Source organism: Flagellimonas sp. HMM57 (assembly GCF_021390175.1).
Classification (GTDB): Bacteria; Bacteroidota; Bacteroidia; order Flavobacteriales; family Flavobacteriaceae; genus Flagellimonas.
Genome location: NZ_CP090004.1, coordinates 3,374,049 through 3,389,998, shown reverse-complemented (window position 1 = coordinate 3,389,998; position 15,950 = coordinate 3,374,049). Strand labels below are relative to the sequence as shown.

Genomic DNA, 15,950 nt, shown 5'->3' with positions numbered 1-15,950 from the left:
ATTATAGAAATGGCCGCTTTAAAAATCATTACTTCCAAATCCTTAAAATTCTTTGAAAAATATCTGAACAATGCCTCTCCAACTGGTTATGAATGGGAAGGGCAAAAAATTTGGATGGACTATTTAAAGCAATATGTGGATGATTTTATTACGGATACTTACGGTACAGCAGTAGGCGTAATCAACCCAGATGCAAAATTTAAAGTGGTTATCGAAGGGCATTCCGATGAGATTTCCTGGTATGTCAATTATATAACCGACAATGGTCTTTTATACGTTATTCGCAATGGAGGGAGCGATCATCAGATTGCTCCCTCCAAATGGGTAAATATCCATACCAAAAATGGCATCGTGAAAGGTGTTTTTGGTTGGCCTGCTATCCATACGAGAAATAGAAGCAAAGAAGAACCACCGAAACTTGATAACATTTTTATCGATATAGGTGCCAAAGACAAGGAAGAAGTTGAAAAGATGGGTGTTCATGTAGGGTGTGTCATTACCTATCCAGATGAATTCCAGATATTGAACAAAGACAAGTTTGTTTGTCGTGCCATCGACAACAGAGCTGGAGGTTTTATGATTGCCGAAGTTGCACGTCTATTGCATGAAAACAAAAAGAAATTGCCATTTGGGCTATATATAACCAACTCCGTACAAGAAGAGATAGGATTACGAGGTGCTGAAATGATTACCCAAACCATTAAGCCAGATATAGCCATCGTAACGGACGTTTGCCATGACACCACTACCCCAATGATCGATAAAAAGAAAGAAGGGGAAACAGCAATGGGATCCGGTCCCGTTATTTCTTATGCCCCTGCCGTACAGAACAAATTGAGAGAGCGTATCATTGAAACCGCAGAAGCTAAAAAGATTCCTTTTCAGCGTTTGGCTTCATCTCGATATACAGGAACTGATACAGACGCTTTTGCGTACAGCAATGGTGGTGTTGCTTCAGCTCTGATTTCCTTACCACTTAGGTATATGCATACTACAGTGGAAATGGTCCATAAAGATGATGTGGAAAATGTAATCCGATTGATTTACGAAACATTACTGACCATAAAAGAGGGGGAAACCTTTAGTTATTTTGATTAAGAAACAGCATATAACCTGATGTTTGCCACAAAATATTCATGTTACGCCTTCTTCTACTACAAAAAAGAATGAATAACCAGCGTTATGGATGAACTAGTGGACATTCTTGACGAAAATGGAAAGTTTACAGGAAAATCCTGCTTAAAATCGGAAGCACATCGTAAAGGATTGTATCATCCAACTGTTCATGTATGGTGCTATTCCAATGATGGCTTGGTCTTGCTACAACGCAGGGGGCGTTCCAAAAAGAACTTCCCCTTAAAATGGGATATCTCTGTCGCTGGACATGTAGGTGCTGGAGAATCCCTCGAAAAAGCAGCTGTTAGAGAAGTTCGAGAAGAAATAGGACTTAAAATATCAACACTGGAGCTGGAAAAAATAGCTGTTTTTAAAACAAAGCATAAACACAGTGAAACATTTCTGGACCATGAATACAACCATACCTATCTATGCAAGTTAGATGCTACAACAAAGCTCCAAAAACAGGAATCCGAAGTAGAAGAATTAAAATGGTTTTCCATAGAACAATTCAAAGAATGGGTACATCAAAAAAAACCGGATTTAGTACCCAATAGCAATGGACGCTACGAAAAAGTCATCGGTGAAATTGAATCACGGATTTAATTCGTTGACAAAAATTTCAGGATGTTGTAATTCGTAGGTTTTCTGTTCACCGCTGGACATGTTTTTGACCACAAAATGGCCATCGGAGAGCTCTTTATCCCCCAATAAAATCACATACGGCACATTTCTGCGGTCTGCGTATTTAAATTGCTTCTGGACTTTTGTAGAAGAAGGATACAAATCGGCTCTAACCTCTTTGCTTCGTAGCTGGGAAATCAACTTTAAGGCCGCTTTCGCTTCTGCTTCACCAAAATTAAGGCAAAGAACATCCAAAGAGACCGAGACCGCATCGGGAAAAAGCTTCAACTCTTCCAAAACCAAATAGATTCGATCTAATCCAAAAGAAATCCCTACCCCACTAACATCCTTTAATCCAAAAATCCCAGTCAGATCATCATAACGACCTCCACCACCAATCGAGCCCATTTTGACTCCCTCGGGAGCGCTTACTTCAAAGATAGCACCGGTGTAATAGTTGAGTCCACGGGCCAAGGTAACATCCAATTGTAGCTTGGCTGTTTGCAAACCAAGGTCTTCAACATGGTTCACGATATCTTCCAATTCCGTTACTCCGTCCATTCCAACCTCAGATTCAGCAAGTAATGTTTTCAATTGCTCCAATTGTACTTTGCTAGAGCCTGACATTTCAAATAATGGGGCTGCTTTTTCAATGGCGTTTTCTGAAATGCCCTTGGATATCATCTCCTTTTTAACGCCTTCCTCCCCTATTTTGTCCAATTTATCTAATGCAACGGTAAAGTCAATCAATAAATGCTTTGCCCCAATTACTTCTGCAATACCCGACAATACTTTTCTATTGTTGATTTTTATGGTGGTATCCGCTAATTTTAAATCAGTAAAGACCGCATCGTACAACTGAACCAATTCCACTTCTTGCAGCAAAGAATTGGAACCGACCACATCGGCATCACACTGATAAAACTCACGAAAACGACCTTTTTGTGGTCTATCCGCACGCCAAACAGGCTGAATTTGATACCGTTTAAAGGGAAAATCAATTTCATTTTGGTGCATGACCACGTACCGCGCAAAAGGAACGGTCAAATCATAGCGAAGTGCTTTTTCCGAAATCTTTGGAGTTAATGTGGATGAGTCTTTTGAACTGTAGGTTACATCATCCACCTTAGAGATATAATCCCCAGAGTTTAAAATCTTAAAAATCAAGCGGTCTCCTTCTTCGCCATATTTTCCTAACAGAGTTTCTGAATTTTCAAAGGATGGTGTCTCTATAGGGCGGAAACCATAAACCTCAAAATGCCTTTTTATGGTTTCCATGATGTAGTTGCGCTTGGTAACTTCAGCTGGGGAAAAATCACGGGTTCCTTTGGGTATGGATGGTTTTTGTGGCATGCGTTTTATTTAATTCACAAATATACGTTGTTCCATTCTTACCGTTCATCAATTCATATAAACCATATATCAATTGTACACGGATTACAACTCCCAGCCTAAATACTTTCGCACCATATAACCCATAAAACAAAAAAAATGAAACGTAAATTATTTTTATCCGCTTTGATCATTTCTACAGCGACCTTTATTTCATGTTCAGGTGAAGATGGAGAACAAGGAATCCAAGGGGAGCAGGGACTTCAAGGAGAACAGGGACTTCAAGGAGAACAGGGAGTTCCCGGGGATGACGGTAATGCCAATGTACAACTATTGGAATTTGAGCTTTCCTTTATTCCAGCAGGCGAAAACAACATAATAATCGATAATATTTCTGAGTTTACTGCAGACGTATTGGCAAGCAATGTTTTTATTACCCACTTGGAATTTTCTGACAGTATCGATGCCCAGTACGCTTTAATTCCAGGCATCGTTCCCCCTCTAAATTTTAATATTTCGGTTGAATATACTGAAGAAGCTTTGGCATTGACATTTTATAACCTAGATGGAACATTAGGTGAATGGCCAGACCTTCCAGAAGGTATAACCATTATTTTACACATTACCATGGTTGAAACAGATACAGGTTCAATGTCTGGAAAAAACACCCAAGATGTTTTAAAAGACCTAAAGAATAGTGGTGTAAATATCAACAACTATCAAGAAGTGATGCATTATTACGGTTTGGAATAAAAGCCAATTTTTTTAAGATATTTTAGTTATCTATAGTCAGTTGTATAAAAAATGGGGTCGTCACTCTGACAACCCCATTTTTTGTGGTTTATTACTCCATTATTTGTTCAAACCATTGATACAGTTCTCCTTTGGTAATCGCCGCACCTTGCTGAATCAAATTGAATTTATCCAAGTTTTTATCATCCGAATAGGCTTTGGATGCGGTCAAGTACTCTACAAAATCAGATTGGAAATTACGTTTGAACCAGCTAAAACCTTCCTTGGTCCGTAAATCTATGTTGGGATTCATCACCTTTACCGAAAACAACTTCATTTCCTTATCGGTCAAATGAAATAAATGCATGTGCAGTTCGGAAATGTTCTCCAGATACTCCACTTTGTTAAGCACCCCATCCCAAATCAAATCACTGAAAACATCGAGTTCTTCTTCGGCAACTTGGGGTTTCTCTTTTTTTAGGATAGCCCATTCTTCTGCGGTAATGGACTGCGTTGCTAAAAAGTTGATGAATTCTGGGTGCAGCTCTTCCAATTGCTGCTGTGTCAATCGCGTATATTTCATTTGGCAAAAATAAAAAAGGCCGCGCTTTCGCGCAGCCTTTTTCAAGTAGTATTCGATTTTTCTTTAGTTGAAGATATATCGTACTCCAACTTGGGCTCTCCATCTAGATCTTTCAAACGTATTTGCTGTAAACGTCTCCCTTTGATTTGAATCAAATGTAAAGATTGGAGCTTGGGAAAAGTCAGGTACAAAATTGTCTGGAGATGGATCGGCATCTTGAAAGCCCACTCCCAAAACCTGATCAAATACCTGAACGTCCACTACACCCCAATTCGAGTTGATCAAATTTCCAACGTTAAGGACATCTAAACTTAGCTGAAACTTGTTCTTGTCATTAATTTTAATGTCCTGTAAAACTTTAATATCCCAGCTGCCTCTCCAAGGGGCTAATGCACCATAACGTTCGGCATATTGTCCTCTTCGATCACTCAAGTAATCATCCTGCTGGATAAAAGCTTCAAAAGCTTCAGCCTGTCCTTCCCCACTAAAGGTCATTTGTCCTATTTCCGCTGCTGTAGGAATGTAAAGTAAATCGTTTATGGCAGACCCATCATTATTGATATCACCGCCATAGATATAATTGAATCGGCCACCTTGTGCATATTCAAAGAATGTAGAAATTGTAGTCCCTGTTTTAAACGCTTTGGAGATAACCCCGATAAAACGATGGGTATCGCCATATCTTGAATTTGATAATACATCTGTATTGGCATTTCCCACAACGGCATTAGCGTTGAATGCATCTCCCGTTATCTCCGCATCAACGGAATTTACTTCTCTTGCATCCAAATAACTGTATGCCAATTGGGCGAACAATCCGTTATCCCATGTTTTTTGAGCTTTTACGGCTGCATTAAAGATTCTTCCCTGATCAGAATTCGTAAAAACAAATGCAGAATTGCCCTTATCTGAATTTTCATATAATTCCCTGTTATCAACTCCCACTAGATTTGATGAAGGTGTCCTTAATCCCCAGTTCTGAACGTGTGCTGCATTAATGTCTTTAGTATAGGAAACATCAGCAGTAAGTACCACATTATTTTCAAGCCTGTGATCTACACCAAGATTCGTTCTCCATACTTGAGGCCACTGAAAATCTGGGTCAACTATTTGAAAGAAGCCATCATCGGCACCTGTAACTTGGTTTCCAATCCATACAAATGGAAATCTCCCCGTAAACAGCCCACTACCACCTCTTAGCTGTGTTTTTTGGTCACCATTTAAATCCCAATTAAATCCTACCCGTGGTGAAATCAACCAGTCGTTATTAGGCAGGGTCGTCGATTCCAAAAACACTTCCTCGCCGGTATTAGGGTTAAAATAAGGTATTGAGGTGTCTCTATTTGCACCATTGTCCGTTTCTATGAAATCCCGAATTTTTTCTCCCGTGTCAAAATATAACGGCTTGTCAAACCGTACGCCATACGTCAATTTAAAATTATCAGTTACATTCCAGTCATCCTGTACATAAAAGGAGAGTTGTCCAACGTTGGTCTCCGCCAAGTTCCAACCTCCATCAGTTCCTGTACCTAATTCATTTTTGGTATCAAAAGCATTTTGGGTTGCTGATAAGTACTGATCAACAAGACCACCCGGTTGGGCATTGTCTAAAAATGTCTGTACATCTGGATATGGACTAAAAGAACCAAAATATGGAAAAATTCCAAAATTGAACGACTCATATGCAGTTAAGTTGAAAGAATTATCAAACTGAAATTTTTCGAAAGCGAACCCAACAGTATAGGTATGGTCCCCTTTAAAAAAGTTAAGGTTATTGGTAATCTGAAACACTTTTTGGTCCAATCTATTATTGATAGAAAAAGGTTCATGCCCAGCTATGATATAGTTTGTTCCCGCTCCATCCTGGATGTTGATTACTGGAGCTGGTGTGGAAAATGGGTTCCTGAAGTCATCAAAATGGGTATACCCAACCTGTAATTTATTGGTAGTATTTTCATTCAAGGTCGAATTAAGTTCCAATTGGACGGATTGAATATTATTATTGATTTCATAACCAGAATTTTCGAACTGTAAAGTAGAAATACTTGGTCCCCTAAAAGTTATTGCATTACGATTTGCGGGTAAACCTCTTGAAGCGTTCAAGAAATTATAAATAATCGCAAGTCTATTGTTATCGTTAATGTTCCAATCCAACTTTAAAATACCCTTTGTGGATTTTTGGTCAAAGTTGAAATCACGAAATCTCCCAGGGTCATATCCAAGGCCCAATAGCGCATCTTGTACTGCTATTAAATCAGACTCCAAAACTCTCGATTCATTTATGGCACCAGTTCCCGTGTTTGGAACAAATGCATCAGTACCTAAGGAGGTCAAATCATCCGCTTCAAAATTGGCAAAAAAGAAAAGTTTGTTTTTTATGATGGGTCCTCCGATACTAAATCCGTACTGAGTCTGCTCCAGACCAGTCTTGGACACATCATCCCCATTAATTTTACCACCGGTCAAATCATCATTTCTAAAGAAACCATAAACAGTCCCTTTAAACTCATTGGTCCCACTTTTGGTCACTGCATTTACCGAAGCTCCTGTAAAGCCAGATTGCGTAACATCATAGGGCGCTGTAGTAACCTGTATTTGATCTATAGCTTCGATTGAAATGGGAGTTGCGTTGGCTTGACCTCCTGGTTGTGCGGCATCCAATCCAAATGGGTTGTTGAAGATGGCTCCATCCAAAGAAAAGTTGTTATACTGGTCGTTTCTACCTCCAAAGGAACCAGCACTTGCTGTAGGTTCCAAACGTGTGAAGTCATTGGTAGATCTTGAAATAGTAGGTAATCTGGTCAATTCCCTTCTACCCACGCTGGTTTCTGAACCGGTACGGTCACTTCCAAAAGTACCTGTCTGATCGGATACGACAATAACCTCATCCAATGCTTGGCTATCCGAGACCAGTGAAGCATTGTAGTTGAACGTTTTTCCCAAAGAAAGAAAAATATCGTTTCCAACACTGCTTTTGTAGCCTACATAAGAAATAGTGATCTCATAGGGTCCTCCCACACGTAAGTTAAGTAGATTATACCGACCTTCTTCATTTGTTATTGCTCCATAGCGCGTTCCTGTTGGTGTGTGTACCGCAACGACATTTGCTCCTAAGAGCGGAACTTGTTGATCATCTACTACGGTTCCCCGTATGTTTGATGTAGTAACTTGTGAAAAAGCAGATGGTAATACCAAAGAAAAAAGTACTCCAAGTAGCAAGAGTTTCTTCATAATGAGTGAGTTAAAGTTTAGATTTCCGCAAACATAGGACAAAAAAAAGAGCTATGCATGCATAGCTCTTAACAACTTATTAACTTTTAATTAACTTTCTACTTGGATTCTGCAATCACTTCAAAAGGAAAATCAATGATTACTTCTCTGTGCAATCTAATTTGTGCATTGTAAGGTCCAACTCTTTTGATAGTTCCACCTTTAATACTAATAAATTTTCTATCAACTTCTTGGCCAGCTTTGTCCAATGCAGCTGCTAGATCAATATTATTAACCGAACCAAACAATTTATCACCAGCTCCTACTTTTGCAGGAATACGAATTTCCAATTGTTTCAATGCTTCAGCCTTTTTATTGGCTTCATCGATTACTTTCTTTTCTTTGTGAGCCCTTTGCTTTAAATTTTCCGCTAAAACTTTCTTTGCAGAAGGTGTTGCCAAGTCGGCCAATCCTTTAGGTATAAGGTAATTTCTTCCGTAACCGTTCTTCACTGTTACAACATCGTCCTTAAAGCCTAAATCCTGTATATCTTTTTTTAGAATAAGTTCCATTCTTCAGTATATTTTATTTCAACATATCGCCAACATACGGCATTAAGGCTAGGTGACGTGCACGTTTAACGGCTTGGGCCACTTTTCTTTGGTATTTTAACGAAGTTCCCGTTAACCTTCTAGGCAATAGTTTACCTTGTTCGTTTACCAATTTCATCAAGAAATCTGGGTCTTTGTAATCAATATACTTGATTCCAGATTTTTTGAACCTACAATATTTCTTTTGTTTGTTGGTCTCTATGTTCAGCGGAGTCAAATACCTGATTTCCCCGTCTTTTTTCGATTTTGCTTGTTGTTCTATAGATGCCATAACCCTATGCCTTTGCTTTTAATTTAGTTCTTCTTCTTTCTGCCCAAGAAATAGCATGCTTGTCCAACTTTACAGTCAAGAAACGCATAATACGCTCATCTCTTCTAAATTCTAGCTCGTAAGGAGCGATTACTTCACCGGGAACGGTAAACTCGAATAAGTGGTAAAAACCACTTTTTTTGTGCTGAATGGGATAGGCCAATTTTTTAAGTCCCCAATTTTCCTTGGAGACCATTTTGCCGCCATTCTTAATTAAGAAATCTTCAAATTTCTTAACTGTTTCCTCTATCTGTGTTTCAGATAGAACGGGATTCAAAATGAAAACAGTTTCGTAATGGTTCATATATTATATTTTTTAAGGAGTGCAAAATTAGTAATAATTACTTCATCCCACAAGAAAAGCCAAAAAACTTCGTTTAAATATTAAGAGTTATTAACATAAATGAACCAAGCAAGCTTACGTAACGTATATGACAATATACACAACAAAATAGACCATGTTTACATCTTTTGTTGCGGTTAAACGTCTTTTTTATGTAATTTGCCGATGATTTAAAACCCTACAAATCACCCCATTCTATGAAATTAAAAAGTATAATTGTAGACGACTCCTCAATGCAACGTATGGCTGTAGCCAAACTGGTGAACAGTCACCCACATCTTGCCTTAGTAGCCGAATACAGCAACGCAATCGAAGCCAAGAACGGCCTTAAAAACCACGACATCGATTTGATTTTTCTTGATGTTGAAATGCCAATCATTAGTGGTTTTGACCTTTTAGAGGCTTTAGAAAACCCTCCACAAGTAATTTTGATTACTGGAAAGCCTGATTACGCACTCAAGGCTTTTGACTATGATGTGACAGATTATCTACACAAACCCATCACCTTAGCTCGTTTTGAATCCTCCGTAAAAAGAGCGGTTGCAAAATATGAGCAAATGAACAGAGTTGATGAAGACGAAGAACACATCTTCGTAAAAAGTAACCTAAAGAAAAGAAAGGTTATCCTAAATGATATTAAGTGGATCGAAGCACTTGGTGATTATATCAAATTGGTAACGGATGAAGCCAATATCGTCATTCTTTCCACTATGAAATCTTTTGAGCAACAATTACCCGCTGAAAAGTTTTTAAGAATACACAAGTCCTACATCGTGAATCTGGAAAAAATAGAAAAGTTCAACAGTAAGAATGTTGAGGTTGGGGGTAGACAAATTCCTTTGAGCAGGAACAAAAAAACAGAATTGGCAGAGGCACTTGCCAACGTATAATTATATGTGGTCTACATTGTAGACGAGTCTCACACTTTTATACTTAGAAATAGCATTAAAAGATTTTTCTATTCTTTTAATGCTATTTTTTGTTTGGGCAATGGATTGTTTTCTATTGGCCTTGACCATGATATTTTTTAGATAGTCCCTTCGTATTCTTGCAACGGGCGGATATTCGGGCCCTAAAATCTGATGTCCCAACAGCACGTTCCGCAATGAGTTTGCAAACCATTCCGAAGCTTCATTGAGTTTGTTATAGTCCTTATCCTTTAAGGTGAGTTTAATAATTCGTACCAAGGGAGGATACTTAAACTGTTCGCGTTCGTAATATTGTTCATCGAACATTTTATCATAGTTATTCGTAGTTACTTGCTGTAGTATTTGATGGTAGGGATTGTAAGTCTGTATGAGAACTTTACCTCTTTTCTTTGTCCTTCCCGCCCTTCCAGCTACTTGTGTGAGTAATTGAAAACTCCTTTCATGTGCGCGATAATCCGGAAAGTTAAGCAATGAGTCAGCATTCATAATACCGACCAGACTTACATTTCTAAAATCCAACCCCTTTGTTACCATTTGCGTACCAACAAGAATATCCATCTCTTGCTGTTCAAAAGCAGTGATTATTTTTTCATAGGCATATTTTCCACGAGTGGTATCCAAATCCATCCTACCAATGGTGCTTTCGGGGAAAAATTCCTGTAATTCTTCCTGAATCTGTTCCGTACCCAATCCTTTCATGTCCAAAGTTGCATTTCCACAGGCTAGGCAACTTAGCTGTAAGGCCATGTGATACCCACAATAATGGCAACGCAGCTGATTCCTGTGTTTGTGGAAGGTTAAACTAACGTCGCAATTAGGGCATTGGGGAACGTTTCCACAAGTGGTACATTCCACAATAGGTGCAAAACCTCTACGGTTCTGAAACAAGATTACCTGTTCCCCTTCCTCTAAGGTTTCTGTAATAGCATTGTACAAAGTTTCTGAAAAATGCCCTTTCATCCGCTTTTTTCGCGTAGCTTCTTTAATATCCACCAAGGTAATATCCGGCATTACAACATCCCCATATCGATACTGGATATAGGCATAACCATATTTTTCTTTCTTAACATTATCCATGCTTTCTATACTTGGAGTTGCGGAACCCAGTATACAATTGGCATTATGATATGCTGCCAGAACCAAGGCCGCATCACGGGCATGGTATCTTGGATTGGGGTCAAATTGCTTAAAAGAGCTCTCGTGTTCCTCGTCTACCACAATTAGTCCTAAATTAGAAAATGGCAAAAACAACGAAGACCTTGCCCCTATTACAATCTGTGCCTTTTCTTTATTTTCCAATACATTGTTCCAGACTTCTACCCGTTCTTGAATGCTATATTTCGAATGATATATCGCCACCTTTTCACCAAAATAATCCCGAAGTCTATTAATGAGTTGGGAAGTCAATGCGATTTCTGGGAGCAAATAGAGTGATTGCTTCCCTTCTTGTATATATTGCTCAATGAGTTTGATATACACCTCTGTCTTGCCCGATGATGTAACCCCATGCAATAGAACAGGCTTTTTCTTCGCAAAATTTGAATTAATCGCTTTAAATGCTTCTGCCTGATACGAGTTTAAAGTAATGGTCTGTCTTTCTTTTTCCGATGTATATGTTACTCTATCCATTCTAACATAGTACACTTCAAAGATGGATTTATCGATAAGTGCTTTAATAACGGCTTTGGAACCACCACTCTCTTTCTCCAATTCGGTAATGGAAATTGGCTTTTTTGTTCTTGCTTGGAGCTGAAAAAAAGAGAGCACTACCTGGCTTTGTTTTTTGGCTCTAGCGATTGCGTGCAATAACTCCTCAAGCTTTTCTTCACTATCATAAGCCTCGGCCAATTTGACATAGCGAACCAGCTTTGGCCGGTACTGTTCATATAGCTCCTCTTTCTGAAGCACTACCCCTTTTTGCACTAGTCGCTGTACGAGTGGCAATACATTTTTTCTATCAACAATACTACTTATCTCTCCTATTTTCAATGCAGTTTGATGCTGGAGCGCTTCGTAAATCAGAAATTCATCGTCTTTTAGTTCAAGGTCGTTAACGGTATTGTTTTTATTGGGTAATATCAAGGTTTCACTTTCTAAAAGGAAAGCACTTGGCAATGCGCTTCGAACTACCTCTCCCAAAGTACACATATAGTATTTTGCAATCCACTCCCAGTGTTTTATTTGATAGGAATTCACCAAGGGTGTTTCATCCAATATCTGATAGATTTCTTTGGCATCATAAGCAGTCGGCGCATTGTCATGAATGTTATAAGCTACCGCCGTATAGATTTTGGATTTACCGAACGGTACCGCGACACGCATGCCCACTTGTAAAAAATCTGCTTCAACCTTAGAAATGCTGTAGGTAAAGAGCCTCTCCAAAGGAATGGGTAATACAACATCTAAAAAATAATGCATACGCTATTTATTCATCCGGAACCCTATGCCAAGTTTGGGTTCTGTACAAAAATGCCAAATATCCCCGTACTTTTAACCTGTTCTTGTTCTTTGGGTCCAACCAGACCTTTCCTCTAAAGGTCATAGCTTGTTCTGGGTCAAAAAGTCTATCTCCTTTATATTCGCCCTTGCTATTTTTCTTGAAGTCATTCATAATCTTCATGCCAACAATGGGTTTATCCTTTAATTCTCCCTTACATTTTACGCAAACAGCGTTCTCTTTCCCCTTTTCCAAGATTTTAAGAATCTTGGCCTGTAAGAGACCATTTTCTTCATATATTTTTACAATCGCTTTGGTGTTCCCGTTTCTGTCATCTATCGTTTTCCATTTTCCGAATACCGTTTGGGACCAAGATATTTGAAGTGCCAATAAAAAAATAGCCAGTAAAAAATTACGTCTTCTTGCGCTGTCTCTCATGTTTTTTCCTTAGTGAATTAAGGGTCGCATTCAATTCGAACCCCAATAGTAAAATGTTGGAATTCAACCAAATGAACACCATTAAAATCAATAAACCTCCCAATGCCCCATAAAATTCATTGTACCGCGCAAATTTTTCTACATATACTCCAAAAAGATAGGATGTAAGTATAAACAACAACGTGGTCATTAATGCACCCGCAGAAAAGAACTTCGCCTTTCTGCCTTCCGCTGTGCCAAAGTAATACAGAATGGCCGTAGTAAGATAAGAAAGTAGCAAAAAGAAAATAATTTTGGCGACCTGTATGAGCAAATTATCTCCTTGTTCAACAGTATACCCCAATCGCTTTCCTAAGTATTCACTCGTATATTCTAAAACATAGAACTCAAAATAAACAAAAGCTACTGCTCCGATAACAAGTAGAATAGATAGCAACAGACCAACCATAAGAGCATAGGCATATTGACGCAGAAAGTTTCGGGTAAGCTCTACATGGTACGAATTTTCAAAACCTCCAAATATTGCATTTACGCCATTGGCGACCAAAAAAATAGAAATCAAAAAAGTGGAGGACAATAAACCGCCACGCTTTTGATTTTTGATCTGCTGGTATATCTCGCCAAAGTAGTCACTGGTCGCAGATGGCAAAAAGGCTTCCAAATACAAAAGGAACTGAGCATCAAAATTTTCATTGCCCACGCTTACATAGGGAATAATGAAAGGTAAAAGTGTAACCAAAAAAATCAATAGGGGAAACAATGCCATAAATAAACTGAATGCGATAGAGCTGGCTCTTGAAGATAATGTTCCCTTAACAATTCCCAGCACGTACATTTCCAACAAGTCATAAAGGGATAATCCTTCAAAAGCTTTTAATTTTATACTTTTTAAGAAACGGACGAGCCATTTGACCAAAGGTATTTTTTCAAGACGTTCTTCTATGGTCATTCGTGTTATACTGCTTTTAAGCTTAAATCCATATTATGGACAGAATGGGTCAAGGCACCTGAGGAAATATAATCAACCCCACATTCTGCATATCGCCTCAGTGTATTTTCGTTGATTCCGCCAGAAGATTCGGTTAGACAAGTATCCCCTATTAATGTGACTGCTTTTCGAGTATCATCATAATCAAAATTATCCAATAGGATTCTATATACTCCCCCTGATTTTAGTATTTCTTCTACCTCATCAAGGTTTCTTGCCTCTACAATGATCTTTAGATTTCTGTTAGTGTCCTGAAGGTATTGTTTTGTTTTGTGTATCGCCTCTGCAATGCCCCCAGCAAAGTCGATATGATTATCTTTCAACATGATCATATCATACAGCGCAAATCTGTGATTTTCCCCACCACCAATTTTTACCGCCCATTTTTCAAGGGCCCGTATTCCAGGTGTTGTTTTACGGGTGTCCAAAATCTTGGTGTTGGTTCCCTCTAAAAGTTGAACATAACTTTTTGTTTTGGTCGCTATTGCACTCATTCGTTGCATCGCATTCAAGACCAAACGTTCGGCCTTCAATATGCTTTGGGAACTACCGGATACATAAAAAGCTATATCCCCATGCTCCACTTGCATACCATCTGAAATATGGGTTTCCACCACTAAATTTGAATCTACATGTTCAAATACTCGTTTGGCAAAGGCTATACCGGCAATAATGCCTTTATCTTTCACCAATAGTTTTGCCTTGCCAGTAGCAGTGTCGGGTATACAGGCCAAAGAGCTATGATCTCCGTCACCTACGTCCTCACGAATGGCATTCTCGATAATATAATGTATCTCTTTTTGGAATTGATCTTGGGTAATCATCCATAGGGGTTTTGACGAAAATAATAAAAACATTAGTTACATCTAAGGTCAATTAGTATAGTTTGGCCATAAAAAATTATTTTTGATGATGCAGATTACCTTAATTGCCATAGGAAAAACAGACAGTCGTGAACTCTCCAGCCTTATCGCTATCTACGAAGAGCGGTTGAAACACTATGTGAAATTTAAGCTTGTTATAATTCCCGATATCAAGAACAGTAAAAACCTTTCTGAAGCCCAACAGAAAGAAAAAGAAGGGGAATTGATTCTTAATCAATGTAAAGCCAGTGATACCATAATCCTAATGGATGAAAAAGGAAAGCAATTTTCATCAGTCGAATTCTCTACGTTTCTCCAGAAAAAAATGAACAGTGGTATAAAGAACCTTGTTTTGGTAATCGGCGGACCTTATGGGTTTAGCGAAAAAGTATATCAACAATGTGATGCCAAAATGAGCCTATCCAAAATGACCTTTTCGCATCAAATGGTTCGTTTGTTTGTCGTTGAACAGCTATACAGAGGATTTACGATTTTACGGAATGAGCCATATCATCATCAATAGGTGATTTATCGGCCCCCATAAGCTTATATTTTTCCAGAAAATTCTCCACCTTTTTTATAACGATATGATGTGGTTTCGGTTCTTCGGTAGTTTCTTCCAAGGATTTTACCATGCTTTGGGACACCTTCTTTAGATGATTCAATTCTTCATCAATAAAGCCATAAATCTCTTTTTGACGTTCGGGATTTTTTTCAACTTTAAGCACATATTGCAGGTCGGCTATGTTTTTCATGTGGGAACTGAAGACATGGGATTGATGCCACGCTATTTCTGAAAGTTTCTTCTTTTGATCAAGTATTCTATTGATAATGGGGTTTACTATAAAAAATATCTCGAAGAGAATGATAACAATTGAAAAGATGGCAAGTTCCATTTCAATAATCATCATGGTCCTAATGTCTTTTTCGGCTTTCTTCTGAAACTGATTTACAATTCCATCCATTATAACAAGAAACCGATCAACCCGATATCTTACGTCATTGAACGAAACATGCTTGTAATTCTGAAAGTTTTCCAATTCACTGTACAACCATTCCAAATGTGGATCTAATTTTCTGAACTCCTTCAAAATAGCTTGGTCATCCAAAGGTTCCAACTTAAACCCTGCGTTACCTTTTTGGAGAAATCCGTTCATTTGGTATAGCTTGGTCAAAGTGAGTTTCATTTCGGCGTAGTCGCAGCTGTGGTACCTACACGAGTACAGTTCGTTGAGTAAGCGTTGGCTTAGCATTCTTTGTCTACCCGCCAAGTTTACAATCAATGCCGTAGATCTTTGTTTACTTAAAGAATATTGGGTCATGGACTGTATCGTAATGGTCAACAATACAATGGAAATTACCAATAAGTAGTAAGCCCTAAAACCTTTTTTAAATAATTTCATTCTTTTATTGCCCATGTAACCAGAATACCGT

At 38.5% G+C, this 15,950-nt stretch carries 16 protein-coding genes; 5 read left to right on the top strand and 11 right to left on the bottom strand.

All coding sequences use genetic code 11. The annotated features are described in order from the left end of the window. Positions 1–9: 9 nt before the first annotated feature. On the top strand, positions 10–1,098 hold the full coding sequence (locus tag LV716_RS15020; RefSeq protein ID WP_163418600.1) for a M42 family metallopeptidase: 1,089 nt from the start codon (positions 10–12) through the stop codon (positions 1,096–1,098). Positions 1,099–1,182: 84 nt separating this feature from the next. Further along, complete coding sequence (locus LV716_RS15015) at positions 1,183–1,722, top strand: NUDIX domain-containing protein (RefSeq protein WP_163418599.1); 540 nt, start codon at positions 1,183–1,185, stop codon at positions 1,720–1,722. Here LV716_RS15015 and hisS read toward each other — a convergent pair. Beyond that, entirely contained in the window at positions 1,711–3,093 is a 1,383-nt protein-coding gene (gene hisS / locus LV716_RS15010; protein WP_163418598.1) for a histidine--tRNA ligase, read from the bottom strand. The two genes, LV716_RS15015 and hisS, sit on opposite strands and share 12 nt — an antisense overlap. 138 nt (positions 3,094–3,231) lie before the next feature. Between hisS and LV716_RS15005 the strand changes: the two genes are divergently transcribed. Beyond that, the gene (locus tag LV716_RS15005) at positions 3,232–3,825 is read left to right on the top strand and encodes a collagen-like protein (RefSeq protein ID WP_163417932.1); all 594 of its coding nucleotides are present in this window, start codon (positions 3,232–3,234) and stop codon (positions 3,823–3,825) included. A gap of 91 nt (positions 3,826–3,916) precedes the next feature. Here the strand turns inward: LV716_RS15005 and LV716_RS15000 are convergent, their stop codons facing one another. The 5 genes from LV716_RS15000 to rpsF form a co-directional block, all read right to left on the bottom strand. Continuing rightward, positions 3,917–4,387, bottom strand: coding sequence for a DUF6495 family protein (locus LV716_RS15000; RefSeq protein WP_163418597.1), 471 nt, complete (start codon positions 4,385–4,387; stop codon positions 3,917–3,919). Between the two features lie 63 nt (positions 4,388–4,450). Beyond that, complete coding sequence (locus LV716_RS14995) at positions 4,451–7,618, bottom strand: carboxypeptidase regulatory-like domain-containing protein (RefSeq protein ID WP_163418596.1); 3,168 nt, start codon at positions 7,616–7,618, stop codon at positions 4,451–4,453. Positions 7,619–7,716: 98 nt separating this feature from the next. Continuing rightward, positions 7,717–8,169, bottom strand: a complete 453-nt coding sequence (gene rplI / locus LV716_RS14990) for a 50S ribosomal protein L9 (RefSeq protein WP_163418595.1) — start codon at positions 8,167–8,169, stop codon at positions 7,717–7,719. Between the two features lie 13 nt (positions 8,170–8,182). Beyond that, on the bottom strand, positions 8,183–8,479 hold the full coding sequence (gene rpsR / locus LV716_RS14985) for a 30S ribosomal protein S18 (protein WP_055392375.1): 297 nt from the start codon (positions 8,477–8,479) through the stop codon (positions 8,183–8,185). 4 nt (positions 8,480–8,483) lie between these two features. Continuing rightward, complete coding sequence (rpsF, locus tag LV716_RS14980) at positions 8,484–8,822, bottom strand: 30S ribosomal protein S6 (RefSeq protein WP_163418594.1); 339 nt, start codon at positions 8,820–8,822, stop codon at positions 8,484–8,486. 236 nt (positions 8,823–9,058) lie between these two features. Here rpsF and LV716_RS14975 point away from each other — a divergent pair, with 236 nt between their 5' ends. Next, a complete protein-coding gene (locus LV716_RS14975; RefSeq protein WP_163418593.1) occupies positions 9,059–9,751 on the top strand; it encodes a LytTR family DNA-binding domain-containing protein in 693 nt (230 codons plus the stop codon). Here the strand turns inward: LV716_RS14975 and priA are convergent, their stop codons facing one another. The 4 genes from priA to nadC are packed head-to-tail and all read right to left on the bottom strand — an operon-like array spanning position 9,752 to position 14,477. After that, positions 9,752–12,208 (bottom strand): primosomal protein N', encoded by a 2,457-nt coding sequence (priA, locus tag LV716_RS14970; RefSeq protein ID WP_163418592.1) that lies wholly within the window; start codon positions 12,206–12,208, stop codon positions 9,752–9,754. A 7-nt stretch (positions 12,209–12,215) separates the two neighbouring features. Continuing rightward, entirely contained in the window at positions 12,216–12,665 is a 450-nt protein-coding gene (locus tag LV716_RS14965; RefSeq protein WP_163418591.1) for a DUF2147 domain-containing protein, read from the bottom strand. Beyond that, on the bottom strand, positions 12,640–13,614 hold the full coding sequence (locus LV716_RS14960; RefSeq protein ID WP_163418590.1) for a YihY/virulence factor BrkB family protein: 975 nt from the start codon (positions 13,612–13,614) through the stop codon (positions 12,640–12,642). Before LV716_RS14960 ends, LV716_RS14965 begins: the two co-directional genes overlap by 26 nt. Positions 13,615–13,619: 5 nt before the next feature. Continuing rightward, on the bottom strand, positions 13,620–14,477 hold the full coding sequence (gene nadC, locus LV716_RS14955) for a carboxylating nicotinate-nucleotide diphosphorylase (protein ID WP_163418589.1): 858 nt from the start codon (positions 14,475–14,477) through the stop codon (positions 13,620–13,622). An 88-nt stretch (positions 14,478–14,565) separates the two neighbouring features. On the opposite strand from nadC, the gene rlmH reads away from it, so the two are divergent. After that, positions 14,566–15,039 carry a 23S rRNA (pseudouridine(1915)-N(3))-methyltransferase RlmH gene (gene rlmH, locus LV716_RS14950; RefSeq protein ID WP_163419479.1) on the top strand — a complete coding sequence of 158 codons (474 nt, stop codon included), beginning with the start codon at positions 14,566–14,568 and terminating at the stop codon, positions 15,037–15,039. Here rlmH and LV716_RS14945 read toward each other — a convergent pair. After that, a complete protein-coding gene (locus LV716_RS14945) occupies positions 15,002–15,934 on the bottom strand; it encodes a type IV pili methyl-accepting chemotaxis transducer N-terminal domain-containing protein (protein ID WP_163418588.1) in 933 nt (310 codons plus the stop codon). The genes rlmH and LV716_RS14945 overlap by 38 nt on opposite strands. Positions 15,935–15,950: the final 16 nt, after the last annotated feature.

Bases quoted from the DNA above. Each gene is read 5' to 3' on its own strand.
- rlmH (WP_163419479.1), top strand. From the start codon at position 14,566: ATGCAGATTACCTTAATTGCCATAGGAAAAACAGACAGTCGTGAACTC.
- LV716_RS14995 (WP_163418596.1), bottom strand. From the start codon at position 7,618: ATGAAGAAACTCTTGCTACTTGGAGTACTTTTTTCTTTGGTATTACCA.
- rpsF (WP_163418594.1), bottom strand. From the start codon at position 8,822: ATGAACCATTACGAAACTGTTTTCATTTTGAATCCCGTTCTATCTGAA.
- LV716_RS14945 (WP_163418588.1), bottom strand. From the start codon at position 15,934: ATGGGCAATAAAAGAATGAAATTATTTAAAAAAGGTTTTAGGGCTTAC.
- rplI (WP_163418595.1), bottom strand. From the start codon at position 8,169: ATGGAACTTATTCTAAAAAAAGATATACAGGATTTAGGCTTTAAGGAC.
- LV716_RS14960 (WP_163418590.1), bottom strand. From the start codon at position 13,614: ATGACCATAGAAGAACGTCTTGAAAAAATACCTTTGGTCAAATGGCTC.
- LV716_RS15000 (WP_163418597.1), bottom strand. From the start codon at position 4,387: ATGAAATATACGCGATTGACACAGCAGCAATTGGAAGAGCTGCACCCA.
- nadC (WP_163418589.1), bottom strand. From the start codon at position 14,477: ATGATTACCCAAGATCAATTCCAAAAAGAGATACATTATATTATCGAG.
- LV716_RS15015 (WP_163418599.1), top strand. From the start codon at position 1,183: ATGGATGAACTAGTGGACATTCTTGACGAAAATGGAAAGTTTACAGGA.
- LV716_RS14975 (WP_163418593.1), top strand. From the start codon at position 9,059: ATGAAATTAAAAAGTATAATTGTAGACGACTCCTCAATGCAACGTATG.
- LV716_RS14965 (WP_163418591.1), bottom strand. From the start codon at position 12,665: ATGAGAGACAGCGCAAGAAGACGTAATTTTTTACTGGCTATTTTTTTA.
- priA (WP_163418592.1), bottom strand. From the start codon at position 12,208: ATGCATTATTTTTTAGATGTTGTATTACCCATTCCTTTGGAGAGGCTC.
- hisS (WP_163418598.1), bottom strand. From the start codon at position 3,093: ATGCCACAAAAACCATCCATACCCAAAGGAACCCGTGATTTTTCCCCA.
- LV716_RS15005 (WP_163417932.1), top strand. From the start codon at position 3,232: ATGAAACGTAAATTATTTTTATCCGCTTTGATCATTTCTACAGCGACC.
- rpsR (WP_055392375.1), bottom strand. From the start codon at position 8,479: ATGGCATCTATAGAACAACAAGCAAAATCGAAAAAAGACGGGGAAATC.
- LV716_RS15020 (WP_163418600.1), top strand. From the start codon at position 10: ATGGCCGCTTTAAAAATCATTACTTCCAAATCCTTAAAATTCTTTGAA.